Source organism: Streptomyces sp. NPDC002785 (assembly GCF_040295565.1).
In the GTDB taxonomy this organism is placed as follows: Bacteria; Actinomycetota; Actinomycetes; order Streptomycetales; family Streptomycetaceae; genus Streptomyces.
On the sequence record NZ_JBEOVN010000081.1, the window covers coordinates 1 to 15384 of the forward strand.

The following is a 15384-nucleotide window of genomic DNA, read 5'->3' on the forward strand; positions in this document are numbered from 1 at the left end:
GGCGTTTGAGGCGCGGGTGTCCGGGGGCAGAGCCCCCGGTTACGGGAAGGGGCGGGTAGGGGAACAGGCCCGCCGCAGGCGACCCGCCCCACCCCACCCCGCCCGCACCACCTCAACCCGCCCCGCTACGCGTCAAGCACCGCCCGCCACTCCCGTACCGCCGCCACGTCCACCGGACCCGCCCAGCCGGCCGGGCGTGCCGCACCGCCGATGTGTACGGCGTCGATGCCCGCGGACAGCAGCTCCGGCAGGTGGTCCAGGCGGAGCCCGCCGCCCACCAGGATCTGCGGCTCGTACCCGGGCTCGCCCTTGCGCGCCGCCTCGACCAGCAGCGTCGGGATGCCGTCGTCGACGCCCTTCGGCGAGCCCGCCGTGAGGTACGTGTCCAGGCCGGGCATGTCCGCCAGCCGCTTGCGCAGGGCGTCCCGGTCGACGGCCCGGTCGATCGCGCGGTGGAAGGTCCAGCGGCAGCCGTCCAGCTCGGCGACGAGGCGTTCGACGGCGACCAGGTCCGGGCGGCCCTCGGCGTCGAGGAAGCCCAGGACGAATTCCTCGGCACCCTCCGCCCGCAGCTCGCGCGCGGTGGCCACGAGTACATCGATGTCGCCGGCCGCGAAGCCGTCCGCCGGCCTGAGCATCACTCGCAGCGGAATGTCCACCGCGGCCCGGATCTCCGCGAAGGTCGCACGGGACGGGGTCAGGCCGTCCGCCGCCATGTCGGTGACCAGCTCAAGCCGGTCTGCACCACCCGCCTGGGCAGCGACCGCGTCCTCCGCGTCGAGAGCGATCACCTCCAGGACTGCACGGTTGCTCATGGGATCCCAATCCTCCAGGAAGCGGCAATAGGTCTAGTCCAATGACCAGCCTACGGGGCGGTGGGCCGAGGGCGCAGCCTCCACGTGACGTGAAGATACGTGAGGCCGGACGCACTTCCGGCGACCGAACGCGCACACTCCGGACCCCGGCGGCATATCCACCCTTGCGTTTGATAGGGGTGGGGGGTATACCTGAACCTGCAACGCATACCCCCTAGGGGTATGAACCGTCTCCGCCAGGGAGGACATCGTGTCCGCGCACACCGCCACAACCGGCACCGGCACAGCGGCCGGCACCACCGCAGAGGTCGAGCTCGCGATCGGCGGCATGACCTGCGCCTCCTGCGCGGCCCGTATCGAGAAGAAGCTCAACCGGATGGACGGCGTCGAGGCCACCGTCAATTACGCCACCGAGAAGGCCAAGGTCAGCTACCGGGGCGAGGACATCTCCGTACAGGACCTGATCGCCACCGTCGAGAAGACCGGCTACACCGCGCACGAGCCCGCACCCCCGATACGTGCCGAGGACGGCGCCCCCGAGGCCGCGGAGGCCGACGAGCTGCGGCCCCTGCGGCAGCGGCTGCTCACCGCCGTCGTGCTCGCCGTGCCGGTGATCGCCATGTCGATGGTCCCTGCGCTCCAGTTCGACTACTGGCAGTGGCTCTCGCTGTCCCTGACGGCCCCCGTCGTCACGTACGCCGCCTGGCCCTTCCACCGCGCCGCCTGGACCAACGCCAGGCACGGCGCGGCGACGATGGACACGCTGATCTCGGTCGGCACCTCGGCCGCGTTCCTGTGGTCGCTGTGGGCGCTGTTCTTCGGCACCGCCGGGATGACCGGCATGACGCACCCCTTCGAGCTGACCATCGGCCGCAGCGACGGCGCCGGGAACATCTACCTGGAGGCCGCCGCCGGAGTCACCGCCTTCATCCTGGCCGGGCGCTACTTCGAGGCCCGCTCCAAGCGCAAGGCCGGTGCGGCCCTCAAGGCGCTCCTCGAACTCGGGGCCAAGGAGGTGACCGTGCTGCGCGGCGGCCGTGAGGTGACCGTGCCGACCGCCGAGCTCCAGGTCGGGGACCGGTTCCTGGTCCGCCCCGGCGAGAAGATCGCCACCGACGGCACCGTCGTGGAGGGTGCATCGGCCGTGGACGCGTCGATGCTCACCGGTGAGTCCGTACCCGTGGAGGTCGGCGTCGGCGACCCGGTCACCGGGGCCACGCTCAACGCGGGCGGCCGGCTCGTCGTCGAGGCCACCCGGATCGGCGCCGACACCCAGCTGGCCCGGATGGCCAGGCTCGTCGAGGACGCGCAGAACGGCAAGGCCGCCGCCCAGCGCCTCGCGGACCGGATCTCCGCCGTCTTCGTCCCCGTCGTCATCGCCCTCGCGCTCGGCACGCTCGGCTTCTGGCTCGGCAACGGCGCGGGCCTGACCGCCGCGTTCACCGCCGCCGTCGCCGTACTGATCATCGCCTGCCCCTGCGCCCTGGGCCTCGCCACTCCGACCGCCCTCATGGTCGGTACGGGACGCGGCGCCCAGCTCGGCATCCTGATCAAGGGCCCGGAGGTCCTGGAGACCACCCGCCGCGTCGACACGATCGTCCTCGACAAGACCGGCACGGTCACCACCGGCCGGATGACCCTGCTGGACGTGCACACGGCGGACGGTACGGACGAGGGCGATGTGCTGCGGCTCGCGGGCGCCCTGGAGCACTCCTCCGAGCACCCCATCGCCCAGGCCGTCGCCGCCGGGGCCGCAGAGCGCACCGGTGCCGCCCTGCCCACCCCCGAGGACTTCGCCAACGTCCCCGGCCTCGGTGTCCAGGGCGTCGTCGAGGGCCACGCCGTCCTCGTCGGCCGTGAGCAGCTGCTCGCCGAGTGGGAGATACACCTGCCGGTGGAGCTGGCCCGGCAGAAGGCCGCGGCCGAGGCCGCCGGCCGGACGGCCATCGCGGTCGCCTGGGACGGCGAGGCACGGGCGGTCCTCGAAGTCGCCGACGCGGTGAAGGACACCAGCGCGGAGGCCATCGAGCGGCTGCGGGCCCTCGGCCTGACCCCGATCCTGCTGACCGGCGACAACCGGGCGGTCGCCGAGGCGGTCGCGGCCGAGGTCGGGATCGAGAAGGTGTACGCGGAGGTCATGCCGGAGGACAAGGTCGACGTCGTCAAGGGCCTCCAGGCCGAGGGCCGTTCGGTCGCCATGGTCGGCGACGGCGTCAACGACGCGGCCGCCCTCGCCCAGGCCGACCTGGGCCTGGCGATGGGTACGGGCACGGACGCCGCGATCGAGGCCGGCGACCTGACGCTGGTGCGCGGGGACCTGCGGGCCGCGGCGGACGCCATCCGGCTCTCCCGCAAGACGCTGGGCACCATCCGTACGAACCTGTTCTGGGCCTTCGCCTACAACGTGGCAGCCCTGCCGCTCGCCGCGGCCGGACTGCTCAACCCGATGATCGCGGGCGCGGCGATGGCGTTCTCGTCGGTCTTCGTGGTCGGCAACTCGCTGCGGCTGCGGGGGTTCAAGGCGGCGTAGCACGGTGGCGTCCGGGGCCGGTGAATTCGGCGGGGCGGGGGGCCGGTCGGTCTTAAGGTCGTCCCATGACCGACAGCTCACGCAAAAGCAGTGCCTCCGGGGCCGCCCGCGAGGCGGGTGGAGTTCATGGCACGGGCAGTGCGGGCGCCTCTCTGCGTGATCGATGGCAGGAGGCGCTCGTCGCTGTCCGGGGCGGCGCACCGGCCCCCGATCCGTTGCCGTACGCCGACAATCTCCTGGCGCGCTGGGCCGAACCGCAGCGGCGGTACCACACCACCGCGCACCTGGTCGCGGTGCTCGATCGCATCGACACGCTCGCCGCATTCACGGCCGATGCGGATGCCGTACGCCTCGCCGCCTGGTTCCACGACGCGGTCTACCGGCCCGACCGGTCCGAGAACGAGGAACGCAGCGCCGCCCTCGCCGAACGCGCCCTGCCGGAGGCAGGCGTACCGGCCGAGGTCACGGCCGAGGTGGCCCGGCTCGTCCGGCTCACCGTCACCCACGATCCGGCGGACGGCGACACCAACGGCGAGGTGCTGTGCGATGCGGATCTCGCGATCCTGGCGGCGCCCCCGAAGGAGTACGCGGCGTACGCGGCGCAGGTGCGGGAGGAGTACGGCTTCGTGCCCGACGACGCGTTCCGCGAAGGGCGGGCGACGGTGCTGCGTCAGCTGCTCGGACTGCCGCGACTGTTCCGTACGCCGCACGGAGTGGACCAGTGGGAACCGCGGGCGCGGCAGAACCTGTTGACCGAGCTGGAGCTGCTGAGCCACTGAGCGTGCGGTGGGACGGTGGCCGGAAGTCGTCGGCAGCGGGAATGTAACGCCCGTGGTCGCTGTTGGCAGCTGTCATGCCCGACTCTGCCGCTCGCCGCTCACGCATGCCACTAGCCGTATACATTCTGGGTCTCTCGGTCTTTGCCCTGGGCACCAGTGAGTTCATGCTCTCCGGGCTGTTGCCGCCCATCGCCGACGACATGAACGTGTCCATCCCGCGGGCCGGACTTCTCATATCCGCCTTCGCGATCGGCATGGTGATCGGCGCCCCGCTGCTGGCCGTGGCCACGCTCCGGCTGCCGCGCCGCACCACACTGATCGCCCTGATCTCCGTCTTCGGCCTCGGCCAGGTCGCGGGTGCGCTGGCTCCGACGTACGAGGTGCTCTTCGCGTCCCGTGTCGTGAGCGCTTTCGCCTGCGCCGGGTTCTGGGCGGTGGGGGCGGCGGTCGCCATCGCGATGGTGCCGGTGAACGCGCGGGCCCGTGCGATGGCCGTGATGATCGGCGGTCTGTCGATCGCCAATGTGCTGGGCGTGCCCCTGGGCGCCTTTCTCGGTGAGAACCTCGGATGGCGGTCGGCGTTCTGGGCGGTGGGTGCGGCGTCCGCCGTGGCGCTGGTCGGGGTGGCGACGCTGATTCCGCGCATTCCGCTGCCGGAGCAGAAGCCGCGGCTCAAGCGGGAGATGAGCATCTACCGGGACCGGCAGGTGTGGCTGTCGATCGTGGTCACGGCGCTCGCGGCGGGCGGTGTCTTCTGCGCGTTCAGTTATCTGGCCCCGCTGCTGACGGATGTCGCCGGGCTGGACTCGGGCTGGGTGCCGACGGTGCTCGCGCTGTTCGGGGTCGGTGCGCTGGTCGGTACGACGATCGGCGGCCGGGTCGCGGACGCGCATCTCTTCGGGGTGCTGATGAGCGGTATCGCGGCCTCGACGGTCTTCCTGGTCGCGCTGGCGCTGTTCGCCTCGAACCAGGTCGCCGCGGTCGGGCTCTCGTTCCTGCTCGGACTGTCGGCGTTCTACACGGCCCCGGCGCTGAACGCCCGGATGTTCAACGTCGCGGGCGCCGCTCCGACGCTGGCCGGTGCGACGACGACGGCCGCGTTCAACCTGGGTAACACGGGCGGCCCCTGGCTGGGCGGCACGGTGATCGACGCGGACTTCGGTTTCGCGGCGACCGCGTGGGCGGGTGCGGCGATGATGGTGCTGGCGCTGGCGGCCGTGGTGCTCTCCCTGCGGCTGCAGGGCGGGGGCAGGTCGCGACGGGTGACCGGGGCGCCCGCCGCGGCGTCGGCAGGGGTGTCTTCGGAAGTGTCCGGCAAGGCGTCGGGGGTGTCCGCGGAGGCGGGTAGCTCCGCCGTCTGACCACGAGGGCGCCCACGGAGGCGGGTACCTTCGCGCCCGCGCCCGCCGGTCCGGACGCTCCGAACGGCGGGCCCGGGCCGGGGCTGACGGGGCGCGGGCCGTCAGCGGACGGGTGCCGGACGTCCCTTGGGCCGCCGCAGCCCGGCCTCGGTGAGGCGGCGGACGAGTTCCTTCGAGCCGACCTGCTTCGCCCCGGCCCGTACCGCTTCCTCGTACCACGATTCCGGTACGTCGTAGTGATCCCGCTCGAACGCGCGTGGCGGGCAGCCGATGGATGCCGCGAAGGCGTGCAGCTCCTCGAAGGACACATCGCTGACCAGATGCGACCAGAGTCGCCCGTGGCCCGGCCAGTCGGGCGGGTCGATATAGACCGTCACCGCCGCAGTATCCCGCTCAGCGAACCGACCGGTGCGACGGCCACGGCGGCCTTGGTGCACACCCAGTGCGGGTCCGGGCCCAGTTCCGGTTCGACGTCCAGGGCGTGCGGGTCGCCCGCGTCGCAGACCGGGCAGAGCGGCCACCGCCCGTACCGTTCGAGCAGGGCGTCCTGCACGTCCTGAGCCACGAGGCCGACGACGAACGAGGCACCGTCGGGCCACTGCTCGACCCACCAGCGGCGGTGGGTCACCGCGTCCTCGACCAGCGAGACGATCCCGGCCTCGGCAACGTCACCTGCGGCGAGATCGGCCATGACCAGCGCGCGGGCCGTGTGCAACGCCTGTTCCAGGGGGTTCATCTCCATGGGCCCATTGTCACCCTGCCCGCGAACCCGCTTCGCGCGCCCGCCTTTGCCGTTTCCGCGCTGTCGGCGGTGTCGCCGGAAGTGCTGTCGGAAGTGGTGTCAGAGACAGGGACCAAAGGGGGGCTTGACGGGCAACCCGGTTGAAAATATCTTTCAAAGGTGACCAATGATCTGAAGGAAAGTTTCAGCGCTGATTCGCCGCCCGCCCCGGCGGCTCTCGCGGCCAAGGTGCGCACGCTCGCGCCGTCCATGACCCGCTCCATGCAGCGCGTCGCCGAGGCCGTCGCCGGTGACCCCGCCGGCTGCGCCGCCCTCACGGTCACCGGTCTCGCCGAGCTCACCGGCACCAGCGAGGCGACCGTGGTCCGCACGGCCCGCCTCCTCGGCTACCCCGGCTATCGCGATCTGCGCCTGGCCCTCGCCGGCCTCGCCGCGCACCAGCAGTCGGGCCGGGCTCCCTCCGTCACCGCCGACATAGCGGTCGACGACCCGATCGCCGATGTGGTCGCCAAGCTCGCCTACGACGAGCAGCAGACCCTCGCCGACACGGCCGCCGGGCTCGACACCGTCCAGCTCGGCGCCGCGGTGGCCGCCGCCGCCACCGCCCGGCGCATCGACATCTACGGCGTGGGCGCCTCCTCCCTCGTCGGCCAGGACCTGGCGCAGAAGCTGGCCCGCATCGGCCTGATCGCGCACTCCCACACGGACCCGCACCTCGCGGTGACCAACGCCGTGCAGCTCCGCTCCGGCGATGTGGCCATCGCGATCACGCACTCCGGCTCCACCGTCGATGTCATCGAGCCACTGCGGGTCGCCTTCGACCACGGTGCGACGACGATCGCGATCACCGGCCGCCCCGACGGCCCCGTGACGCAGTACGCCGACCACGTGCTGACCACGTCCACCGCCCGGGAGAGCGAGCTGCGGCCAGCGGCCATGTCGAGCCGTACGAGCCAACTGCTCGTCGTCGACTGCCTGTTCATAGGCGTCGCGCAGCGCACGTACGAAACGGCCGCACCGGCGCTCGCCGCCTCCTACGAGGCGCTGGCCCACCGCCACACCCCGCGCCCGCGCTGACCCTTGACCGAGCCAACTCTCACCACCCGCACGCGCACCCGCATTCGCGCCCGCTGAACCGTACGAGACCGAGAAAGCAGAGCCGCTCTTCATGACCTCCACCACCGGCGCCGACACCACCAACCCCGGCGAATACGGGGAACTGCGCGCCCAGCTCGAAACGCTCACCACCGAGGCGTTCCGTCCCGAGCTCGCCGAGATCGACCGCCTGGACACGCTCGAGATTGCCCGGATCATGAACGGCGAGGACCAGTCCGTCCCGGCGGCCGTCGACGCCCGGCTGCCCGAGATCGCTGCCGCGATCGACGGCACCGCGCAGCGCATGGCCCGCGGCGGCCGGCTGATCTACGCGGGCGCGGGCACCGCGGGCCGGCTCGGCGTGCTGGACGCAAGTGAGTGCCCGCCCACCTTCAACACCGACCCCTCCGAGGTCATCGGTCTGATCGCGGGCGGCCCGTCCGCGATCATGAAGGCCGTCGAAGGCGCAGAGGACAGCAAGGAGCTGGCCGCCGCCGACCTGGACGCCCTGGACCTCACCGCCGATGACACGGTGGTCGGCATCTCCGCCTCCGGCCGTACGCCGTACGCGATCGGCGCCGTCGAACACGCCCGTACCAAGGGCGCGCTGACCATCGGTCTTTCCTGCAACGCGGGCTCCGCACTGGGCGCCGCGGCCGAGCACGGCATCGAGGTCGTCGTCGGCCCCGAGCTGCTCACCGGGTCCACCCGGCTCAAGGCGGGTACGGCACAGAAGCTCGTCCTCAACATGCTCTCGACGATCACGATGATCAGGCTCGGCAAGACGTACGGAAACCTGATGGTCGACGTCCGCGCCTCCAACGAGAAGCTGCGCGCCCGTTCCCGCCGGATCGTCTCGCTCGCCACGGACGCGTCCGACAAGGAGATCGAGGCCGCCCTCGCCGCGACCGACGGCGAGGTGAAGAACGCCATCCTCACCATCCTCGGCCAGGTCGACGGCCCCACCGCCGAGGACCTCCTGACCGTGTCCGACGGCCACCTCCGCGCCGCCCTCGCCGCTGCCCCGCGCAGCACCTGACCCATCGGCTCCACCTCAGCACTCCCGCACAGCGAGGCACCACGCACCGTGATTCCAACGTGTCGCAGGAACCGGCGAACTCCACGGTCGCAGCAACGGGCGGCCCGACGTCCCCGACGACCGGCCCGGACAGTCCGGCAAAGGAACCTGCCGTGGTCTGACCAGGCCACCCGGACGGGGGCGGCACCCAGTGGCTGGGTGCCGCCCTTTTCCCTGCCGTTCCGTGCCTTCTCAGACTGGGAATTCCTCCGTGAGGAGCGTCGTACCGAAGGGCTCCGGCAACGTGAGCGGCTTCCCGAACGGCACCGGATCGGAGTGCTTGTACGTCCCGTCCTCGTTCGGCTCCGTGAACAGCGTGGCCATCGCACCACGCGTGTCGAACCGGTCGATCAGCAGATACATCGGCACACCCGCGCGCGCATAGGCGCGGTACTTCTTCGTGCGGTCCTCCCGGGCGTTTGCCCTCGACGTGATCTCGACGATGAGCAGGGCCTCGGAGGCGTCCATCGGATCGCTGGAGTCCGGGTCGGCGGTGTCGATCAGCTCAGCCGGCATGACCACCAGGTCGGGTACGTAGAGCTTGTCCAGAGCGGCGACGTGAACACCGAGAGTCTGGTAGATCTCCAGCTCTTCGGGCAGATTTCCGTAAAGCCTGCGCTGCACTTTGGCGGCAATGCCGTTGTGATGCGCATGAGGCGGAGGTACCAAGACGATCTGCCCTTCGTCGATCTCGGCGCGCCACCCCTCGGGCACGTCCAGTTCACGCCATGTCTGCAGCAGGTAGTCCCACGGGCGGCCCTCAGAGGCCTGGTCGTTCTCGACCATCGCGGCGGTCATCGCGGGTCCCTTCTCCTGTGGCCTGACAAAGGAGCGTAGATCGACGGTTCTGCGGCAGTTCACCGCTTCCACCAGCGTCCCACGATCGTGTGACGTGCGCACCGACCCTCCGCCGTTTTCCCGTCGGCGTTAACCCCCCGCTAACCCTCGACGCCCACGGCGCTGGCCGGTGGGTTTCTAGCGTCGGAGTGGAGGCGGCATTCCGGTCGGCTCCTTCGCTCGCGCAGAGGTGTTCCCCATGCGTCGTACCTTGTCAGCCGTGGTGACCGGCCTTGTGGTCATCACCGGTGCCGCAGCCTGTTCCTCCTCTACCGGTTCGTCCGGCTCCTCGTCGTCCTCCACCACGGCCGCGCCCCCGAAGGAGGTGAATCCGGCCGGTGACATCCCCGACAACCAGGTGTACGTCGCATGGTCGCCGCCCGGCGGCGGCTACACGGTGAAGGTTCCCGAGGGGTGGGCCCGCCAGCAGGCGGGCAAGGCCACGGTGTTCAGCGACAAGTTCAACAGCGTCCGGATCGACCGGAGTTCGGTCAACAAGGCCCCCACGGTCCAGTCGGTCCGCTCGGTCGATCTGCCGGCGGTTCGACGCAGCGCCAAGAACGTCACGGTGGGGAAGGTCAGCACCGTGAAGCGCTCCGGCGGCACCGCCGTGCTGGCCACCTACCGGGCCGACTCGGCGCCCGACCAGGTGACCGGCAAGAGCGTGCGCCAGGACGTGCAGCGGTACACGTTCTGGAAGAACGGCAACCAGGTCGTGCTGACCCTGTCCGGCGCGGTGGGCGCCGACAACGTTGATCCGTGGCACATCGTGACGGATTCCTTCCGGTGGGCGTGATGACCGCGCCCCGGCTCACCGCCGACTCCCTGTACCGGTTCTTCCGCGCGGGCGAGGAGGAGACGTTCGCGCTCCAGGGCGTGGGGCTCCAGGTCGAAAAGGGTGAGATCGTCGCGGTGACCGGCCCTTCCGGTTCCGGGAAGACCACACTGCTGAGCTGTCTCGCCGGGCTCGACGAGCCCGACGGCGGCACCGTCCACGTCGCCGGTGAACGCCTCTCCCACCAGCAGGAACACCTGCGCAGCCGGCTCCGTGCCAGGTACATCGGGGTGCTGTTCCAGTCCGGCAACCTGCTGGAACACCTCACGGTCCGCGACAACATCCGGCTGGTGCAGGGCCTTTCGGGCAGTGCGGACCGCTCCGGCGTGCGCGAGCTGCTCCGGGACGTCGGCATCGCCCCTCGTGCGGGTGCGCTGCCCCGGCAGCTTTCGGGCGGGGAGGCCGCCCGCGCCGGGCTGGCCGTCGCGCTGGCCAACAACCCGGCCGTTCTGCTGGCCGACGAGTTGACCGGCGAGGTCGACGGGGAGACGGAGCGCCGCGTTCTCGCGCTGCTGCGCGAACGCGCGCGTGCGGGAACGGCGATGGTGCTGGTCACCCACTCACGGGCGGTGGCCGCCGTCGCGGACCGGGTGCTCCGGCTGCGAGACGGGAGGTGGGTCCGATGACCGATGTCGGCCCCACCACCGGGAAACCCCTCGTCGCCTGCGTGGACGCGGCCCGTACGTACGGCTCGGGACCGAACGCAGTCGTCGCCGTGCACGGGGCGAACTGTGAGGTCCCCGCCGGTGCGCGGATCGCCGTGGTCGGCCCCTCCGGCTCCGGCAAGTCGACCCTGCTGCATCTGATGGCGGCCCTCGACCGGCCCACGGCCGGTACGGTCAGCCACCCCGGGCTTTCCACGGACACCGGAAGCGCTGCGGACATCCTGCAGGCCCGGGACATCGGGGTCGTCTTCCAGGGACCCAGCCTGCTGCCGCCGCTCACCGCCATGGAGAACGTCGCCCTGCCCCTGCTCATCGACGGCCTCGGAGTGGACGAGGCCGCCGACCGGGCGTCCGCCGCCCTGGCCGAGCTGGATCTCGAAACGCTCGCCGCCAAACTCCCCGACGAAATGTCCGCGGGTCAGGCCCAACGCGTCGCGGTGGCCCGGATGCTGGCCCGCCGACCGCGGCTGATCCTGGCGGACGAACCGACCGGCCAGCTCGACCGCGAGACCGCTCGGCACGTGCTGGCGGTGCTGCTGTCCGCCGCCGACTCGCTCGGCGCCGCCGTCCTGATCACCACCCATGACGCCCGGGTGGCGGGCGCACTCGACGAACGCTGGTACATGGCCGACGGCCGTCTCGTACAGCCCGACACCTCCGACCGGGAACGTGAGTTGCGATGATCAGAATCTGGCTCTCGGGCCTGTTGCGGCTGCGCGGCGGACGCCTGATCGGGACGGCGCTCGGTGTGATGGTCGCCGTCGCCCTGCTCGCGGCGCTCGGCGGGTTCCTGTCCACGACCCGCGCCACCATGACGTCGCAGTCGGTGCGTTCGGTGTCCGTGGACTGGCAGGTGCAGGTGGCCACCGGCGCGGACGCGCACAACGTGCTGTCCACCGTACGTGGCCTGCCCGGCACCAGGGCGGCCCTGCCGGTCGGCTACGCGCAGACCAGCGGCCTGGGCGCGCACACCGGCGGAACGACGCAGAACACCGGCACGGGTTCGGTCCTCGGCCTGCCCTCCGGATACGCCGCGGCCTTCCCGGGCGAGATACGGCTGCTGGCCGGGCGGGAGCAGGGCGTGCTCCTCGCCCAGCAGACCGCCGCCAATCTGCACGCGGCCCCCGGCGACACCATCACCATCAAGCGGGCGGGTGGGCTGCCGCCCGTGCCGGTGAAGGTGACCGGTGTCGTCGATCTGCCGTTCGCGGACTCGCTGTTCCAGAAGGTCGGCGCCCCGCCCCAGTCGCAGCCCTCCGCGCCGCCGGACAACGTAGTGCTGATGCCCCAGCAGGCCTGGCACACCGTCTTCGGTCCGCTTGCCTCGGCCCGCCCCGACCTGGTGCAGTCGCAGATCCACACCCTGCGCACCCACTCCCTGCCGTCCGACCCGGCCGCCGCGTACTCCACGGCCACCGGCAACGCGCACCACGCGGAGGTACAGCTCGCCGGTACCGGCCTGGTCGGCGACAACCTCGGTTCGGTCCTGGACGCCGCCCGGTCCGACGCCCTGTACGCGCAGCTGCTCTTCCTCTTCCTCGGTGTGCCCGGTGCCGCGCTGGCCGCGGCCCTGACCTGGGCGGTCGCCCAGGCCGGTGCGGGCCGTCGCCGCAAGGAGCAGGCGTTGCTGCGGACGCGCGGTGCGACCGTCGGGCGACTGATGGGTCTGGCGGGCGTGGAGGCGGCCGTGGTCGCCCTGCTCGGCGCGGCCGGTGGCCTGGGGCTGGCCACGCTGGTGGACCGCTCGGCCTTCCACGGCACAGGCATTCCGCTGTCCTGGATGCTGATCGCGTGCGGCGTCGGCGCCCTCGTCGCGGCGGCGACCGTACTGGCGCCCGCCCGGTACGACGCCCGTCGGGCCACGATCGTCTCGGGGCGCACCGCGGTGGAGCGGCCCACGGTGCCGCGCGCCGCGTGGTGGGTGCTGGGTCTCGGCCTGCTCGCTGGTTCGCTGGCCGTCTTCCGCGCCACGAGCGGCACCAACTACGCCCTGGTCCTGGCGCCCGAAGGCACCCCGACCCTGTCGGTCGACTACTGGGCGTTCGCCGGTCCCGCCCTGTTGTGGGCGGGGAGCGCGATGGTGGCCTGGCTGCTGGTGGATCTGCTGCTGCGCCGCGGCAGGCCGGTCCTCGCCCGGCTGTTCCGCCCGGCGGCGGGGGTTCTGTCCGGTACGGTCGCCGCCAGTCTGTCCCGGCAGCGCGGCACCGTGGTGCGCTCGGTGGTGCTGCTGGCACTGGCCTGCGCGTTCGCCGTTTCGACCGGCGTCTTCAACTCCACGTACCGCCAACAGGCCGCAGTGGACGCGGTGTTGACCAACGGTGCCGATGTCACGGTCACCCAGCCGGCCCTCTCCGCGGCGGACACCGCGAAGCTGGCGGCGGTGCCGGGCGTACGGCATGTGGAGCCGCTCCAGCACCGGTTCGCCTATGTGGGCGCCGACTTGCAGGATCTGTACGGGGTACGGCCCGCGAGCATCGTGTCCGCGGGGCGGCTCCAGAACGCCTACTTCTCCGGCGGCACCGCACAGTCCCTGATGGACAGCCTGGGCCGGCGCCCGGACGGGCTGCTGGTCAGCGCGGAGACCGCGCACGACTTCCAGCTGCACCCCGGTGATCAGGTGCGGCTGCGCCTGACCGACGCGCGGACCGGCCAACTGCGTACGATCGCCTTCCACTTCCAGGGTGTCGCCAAGGAGTTTCCGACCGCCCCGAAGGACAGCTTCCTGATCGCCAACGCCTCGTACATCGCGCGTACGACGGGCAGTGGCGCCGCCGGAACACTGCTGGCGGACACCGGGGGCACCGGCCAGCGTCAGGTCGCGGCCCTGGCGAAGAAGGCGCTCGGGCCGAGTGCGCATGTCACGGATCTGCCGTCGTCGCAGACCGTCGTCGGCTCCAGTCTGACCGCGGTCGATCTCGCCGGACTCACCCGGGTGGAGCTGGGCTTCGCCCTGGTGATCGGGGCGGCGGCGGGCGGTCTCGTGCTGGCCCTGGGCCTGGCCGAGCGGCGCCGCACCCTGGCGCTGGCCTCGGTACTGGGCGCCAGGGGCCGGCAGCTGTCCGGGTTCGTGTGGAGCGAGGCCGCGCTGGTCGCGGTGGCGGGCGGCGCGGCCGGTGCGGGGGTGGGGTGGGCCCTGTCGCAGATGCTGGTGAAGGTGCTCTCCGGGGTCTTCGATCCGCCTCCGGACCAGGTGGCGGTGCCCTGGGCGTATCTCGCCGCGCTGGCCGCTGTCACGGTGGCCGCGCTGGCGGCAGCGGCCTGGGCGGCGGCGCGGCACGCACGCAGACCTCCGTTGACCGAACTACGGGAGCTGTGAGGGTTCCCGGCCCTCCACCGGCGCCGCCAGGAGCCAGGTGAACCGGGGCCGGGGCCGGGGCCGGGAGACGAAGAGCCTCCCGCCCTCGGCCTCGGCCAGCGATCGGGCCAGCGCAAGCCCGATCCCATGGCTGCCGGGAACCCCACCGCCCCGCCGCACGGACTCACCGCCCCGCCGCTCGAAGACACCGCCGGTACTTGTTTCCGGGATGCCGTCTCCTTCGTCCTCGACATCGACGGCGACGACTCCGGCGGTCTCCTTCGCATGCACGGTCACCGTCCCCCGGCCGTGCGTCGCCGCGTTGGAGAGCAGCACGTCGAGGATCTGCCGGGCGGCCCGCCGCGAGCCGAGCGCCTGCGGCAGCTCGTCGTCGACCCTGATCTCCAGTCGTCGCCCCTGTGCGGCGAGCGGGCCGTGCCAGTCCTCCTCGGCCCGGGCGAACAGGGCCGCGAGGTCGAGCGGCGCCCGGTCGGGTACGTCCCGGGCCAGGGCGAGGAGGTCGTCCAGGGTGGTCTCCATGCGTTCGAGCTGCGCGAGGGCCGACCGGGTGGCCGCGCGTGGATCGACACCCGGACCGGCCGCGAGGGACATCTCCAGCTCCAGTCGTACGCCGGTCAGTGCCGTACGCAGCTGGTGCGAGGCGTCCGCGCTGAACGCCCGCTCCCGGCGCAGGAGTTCATCGATGCGGGCGGTGGCCCGCGCCAGTGCCTGGCCGACCGCGTCCGGCTCCGGAAGCCCGGACGGCGCCGCCCGGGCCGTCAGATCGCCGCCCTCCATGTCCCGGGCAACCCCGGCCAGCTCCTCCAGCGGGCGGGCCAGGCGCCTGCTGGACCGTACGGCGAGCAGGGCGCCCACGCCCACCGCGACCGCCGCGAGCGCCAGCATTCCGGCCCAGGTCAGCGCGGCCCGCTGCAAGGGCTGGGAGGCCGGTGAGGCTACCCGTACGACCGCCCGCACCTGCTCCGAGCCACCCACGGGAACGGCCGCGACCAGGCTGTCGCCGATCTGGCGGGTGACGACTCGGCCCGCCTCCGCGTCCCGTACCGGTGCATCACCCGTGTCCGGACCCGTTCCGAGGATGCGGCGTGCGTCGGGCCCGTACACCGCGATGTCCGTACCGGACTCGACAGGCGGCAGCTCGATCGGGTCGCCCGTACCGGTGATCCGCTCGGGCAGGCTGAGCGCGACCCGTTCGCCCAGCGACTGCGCCTCCTGTTCCTCGTCCTGCTGGTAGAGCCGCAGCGCCGCGAAACCGAGCGGCAGCGCGAAGAGCAGCACCGCGCACGCCACAGCGAGAACTGTCGCTCTCAGGATGCGGCTACGCACAGCAT

General features: G+C 72.0%; 14 protein-coding genes. 9 read left to right on the forward strand and 5 right to left on the reverse strand.

Going from position 1 to position 15384, the window contains the following annotated elements:
- Positions 1-125 precede the first annotated feature (125 nt).
- Positions 126-815, reverse strand: coding sequence for a copper homeostasis protein CutC (locus ABTZ94_RS19945; RefSeq protein ID WP_351202382.1), 690 nt, complete (start codon positions 813-815; stop codon positions 126-128).
- A gap of 250 nt (positions 816-1065) precedes the next feature.
- Between ABTZ94_RS19945 and ABTZ94_RS19950 the strand changes: the two genes are divergently transcribed.
- The 3 genes from ABTZ94_RS19950 to ABTZ94_RS19960 all read left to right on the forward strand — a co-directional run bounded on the left by ABTZ94_RS19950 (position 1066) and on the right by ABTZ94_RS19960 (position 5485).
- A complete protein-coding gene (locus tag ABTZ94_RS19950; protein WP_351202383.1) occupies positions 1066-3345 on the forward strand; it encodes a heavy metal translocating P-type ATPase in 2280 nt (759 codons plus the stop codon).
- 65 nt (positions 3346-3410) lie between these two features.
- The gene (locus ABTZ94_RS19955; RefSeq protein ID WP_351202384.1) at positions 3411-4124 is read left to right on the forward strand and encodes an HD domain-containing protein; all 714 of its coding nucleotides are present in this window, start codon (positions 3411-3413) and stop codon (positions 4122-4124) included.
- 104 nt (positions 4125-4228) lie between these two features.
- The gene (locus tag ABTZ94_RS19960) at positions 4229-5485 is read left to right on the forward strand and encodes a Cmx/CmrA family chloramphenicol efflux MFS transporter (protein WP_351202385.1); all 1257 of its coding nucleotides are present in this window, start codon (positions 4229-4231) and stop codon (positions 5483-5485) included.
- A gap of 101 nt (positions 5486-5586) precedes the next feature.
- On the opposite strand, the gene ABTZ94_RS19965 is transcribed toward ABTZ94_RS19960, so the two are convergent.
- A complete protein-coding gene (locus tag ABTZ94_RS19965; RefSeq protein WP_351202386.1) occupies positions 5587-5862 on the reverse strand; it encodes a DUF4031 domain-containing protein in 276 nt (91 codons plus the stop codon).
- On the reverse strand, positions 5859-6227 hold the full coding sequence (locus ABTZ94_RS19970) for a DUF8819 family protein (RefSeq protein ID WP_093895806.1): 369 nt from the start codon (positions 6225-6227) through the stop codon (positions 5859-5861). Before ABTZ94_RS19970 ends, ABTZ94_RS19965 begins: the two co-directional genes overlap by 4 nt.
- Before the next feature lie 159 nt (positions 6228-6386).
- Here ABTZ94_RS19970 and ABTZ94_RS19975 point away from each other — a divergent pair, with 159 nt between their 5' ends.
- Both ABTZ94_RS19975 and murQ read left to right on the forward strand, forming a co-directional pair.
- Entirely contained in the window at positions 6387-7304 is a 918-nt protein-coding gene (locus tag ABTZ94_RS19975) for a MurR/RpiR family transcriptional regulator (RefSeq protein ID WP_351202387.1), read from the forward strand.
- 91 nt (positions 7305-7395) lie between these two features.
- The gene (gene murQ, locus ABTZ94_RS19980) at positions 7396-8361 is read left to right on the forward strand and encodes an N-acetylmuramic acid 6-phosphate etherase (RefSeq protein ID WP_351202388.1); all 966 of its coding nucleotides are present in this window, start codon (positions 7396-7398) and stop codon (positions 8359-8361) included.
- Positions 8362-8592: 231 nt separating this feature from the next.
- Here murQ and ABTZ94_RS19985 read toward each other — a convergent pair whose 3' ends face one another.
- Positions 8593-9198, reverse strand: a complete 606-nt coding sequence (locus ABTZ94_RS19985; RefSeq protein WP_351202389.1) for a Uma2 family endonuclease — start codon at positions 9196-9198, stop codon at positions 8593-8595.
- Positions 9199-9436: 238 nt separating this feature from the next.
- Between ABTZ94_RS19985 and ABTZ94_RS19990 the strand changes: the two genes are divergently transcribed.
- The 4 genes from ABTZ94_RS19990 to ABTZ94_RS20005 are packed head-to-tail and all read left to right on the forward strand — an operon-like array spanning position 9437 to position 14053.
- The gene (locus ABTZ94_RS19990) at positions 9437-10033 is read left to right on the forward strand and encodes a hypothetical protein (protein WP_351202390.1); all 597 of its coding nucleotides are present in this window, start codon (positions 9437-9439) and stop codon (positions 10031-10033) included.
- Positions 9997-10698 carry an ABC transporter ATP-binding protein gene (locus ABTZ94_RS19995; protein ID WP_351202391.1) on the forward strand — a complete coding sequence of 234 codons (702 nt, stop codon included), beginning with the start codon at positions 9997-9999 and terminating at the stop codon, positions 10696-10698. Before ABTZ94_RS19990 ends, ABTZ94_RS19995 begins: the two co-directional genes overlap by 37 nt.
- Positions 10695-11420: an ABC transporter ATP-binding protein gene (locus ABTZ94_RS20000; RefSeq protein ID WP_351202392.1), complete on the forward strand. Its 726-nt coding sequence runs from the start codon at positions 10695-10697 to the stop codon at positions 11418-11420. The genes ABTZ94_RS19995 and ABTZ94_RS20000 overlap by 4 nt, the downstream gene beginning before the upstream one ends.
- A complete protein-coding gene (locus tag ABTZ94_RS20005) occupies positions 11417-14053 on the forward strand; it encodes an FtsX-like permease family protein (protein ID WP_351202393.1) in 2637 nt (878 codons plus the stop codon). The genes ABTZ94_RS20000 and ABTZ94_RS20005 overlap by 4 nt, the downstream gene beginning before the upstream one ends.
- Here ABTZ94_RS20005 and ABTZ94_RS20010 read toward each other — a convergent pair.
- Positions 14039-15379: a HAMP domain-containing sensor histidine kinase gene (locus ABTZ94_RS20010; protein WP_351202394.1), complete on the reverse strand. Its 1341-nt coding sequence runs from the start codon at positions 15377-15379 to the stop codon at positions 14039-14041. The genes ABTZ94_RS20005 and ABTZ94_RS20010 overlap by 15 nt on opposite strands.
- Between the last annotated feature and the right edge of the window lie 5 nt (positions 15380-15384).

Excerpts from the sequence above, each read along its gene's own strand:
- ABTZ94_RS19990 (WP_351202390.1), top strand. The coding sequence starts at position 9,437 with ATGCGTCGTACCTTGTCAGCCGTGGTGACCGGCCTTGTGGTCATCACC.
- ABTZ94_RS20000 (WP_351202392.1), top strand. The coding sequence starts at position 10,695 with ATGACCGATGTCGGCCCCACCACCGGGAAACCCCTCGTCGCCTGCGTG.
- ABTZ94_RS20005 (WP_351202393.1), top strand. The coding sequence starts at position 11,417 with ATGATCAGAATCTGGCTCTCGGGCCTGTTGCGGCTGCGCGGCGGACGC.
- ABTZ94_RS19960 (WP_351202385.1), top strand. The coding sequence starts at position 4,229 with ATGCCACTAGCCGTATACATTCTGGGTCTCTCGGTCTTTGCCCTGGGC.
- ABTZ94_RS19955 (WP_351202384.1), top strand. The coding sequence starts at position 3,411 with ATGACCGACAGCTCACGCAAAAGCAGTGCCTCCGGGGCCGCCCGCGAG.
- ABTZ94_RS19945 (WP_351202382.1), bottom strand. The coding sequence starts at position 815 with ATGAGCAACCGTGCAGTCCTGGAGGTGATCGCTCTCGACGCGGAGGAC.
- ABTZ94_RS19985 (WP_351202389.1), bottom strand. The coding sequence starts at position 9,198 with ATGACCGCCGCGATGGTCGAGAACGACCAGGCCTCTGAGGGCCGCCCG.
- murQ (WP_351202388.1), top strand. The coding sequence starts at position 7,396 with ATGACCTCCACCACCGGCGCCGACACCACCAACCCCGGCGAATACGGG.
- ABTZ94_RS19970 (WP_093895806.1), bottom strand. The coding sequence starts at position 6,227 with ATGGAGATGAACCCCCTGGAACAGGCGTTGCACACGGCCCGCGCGCTG.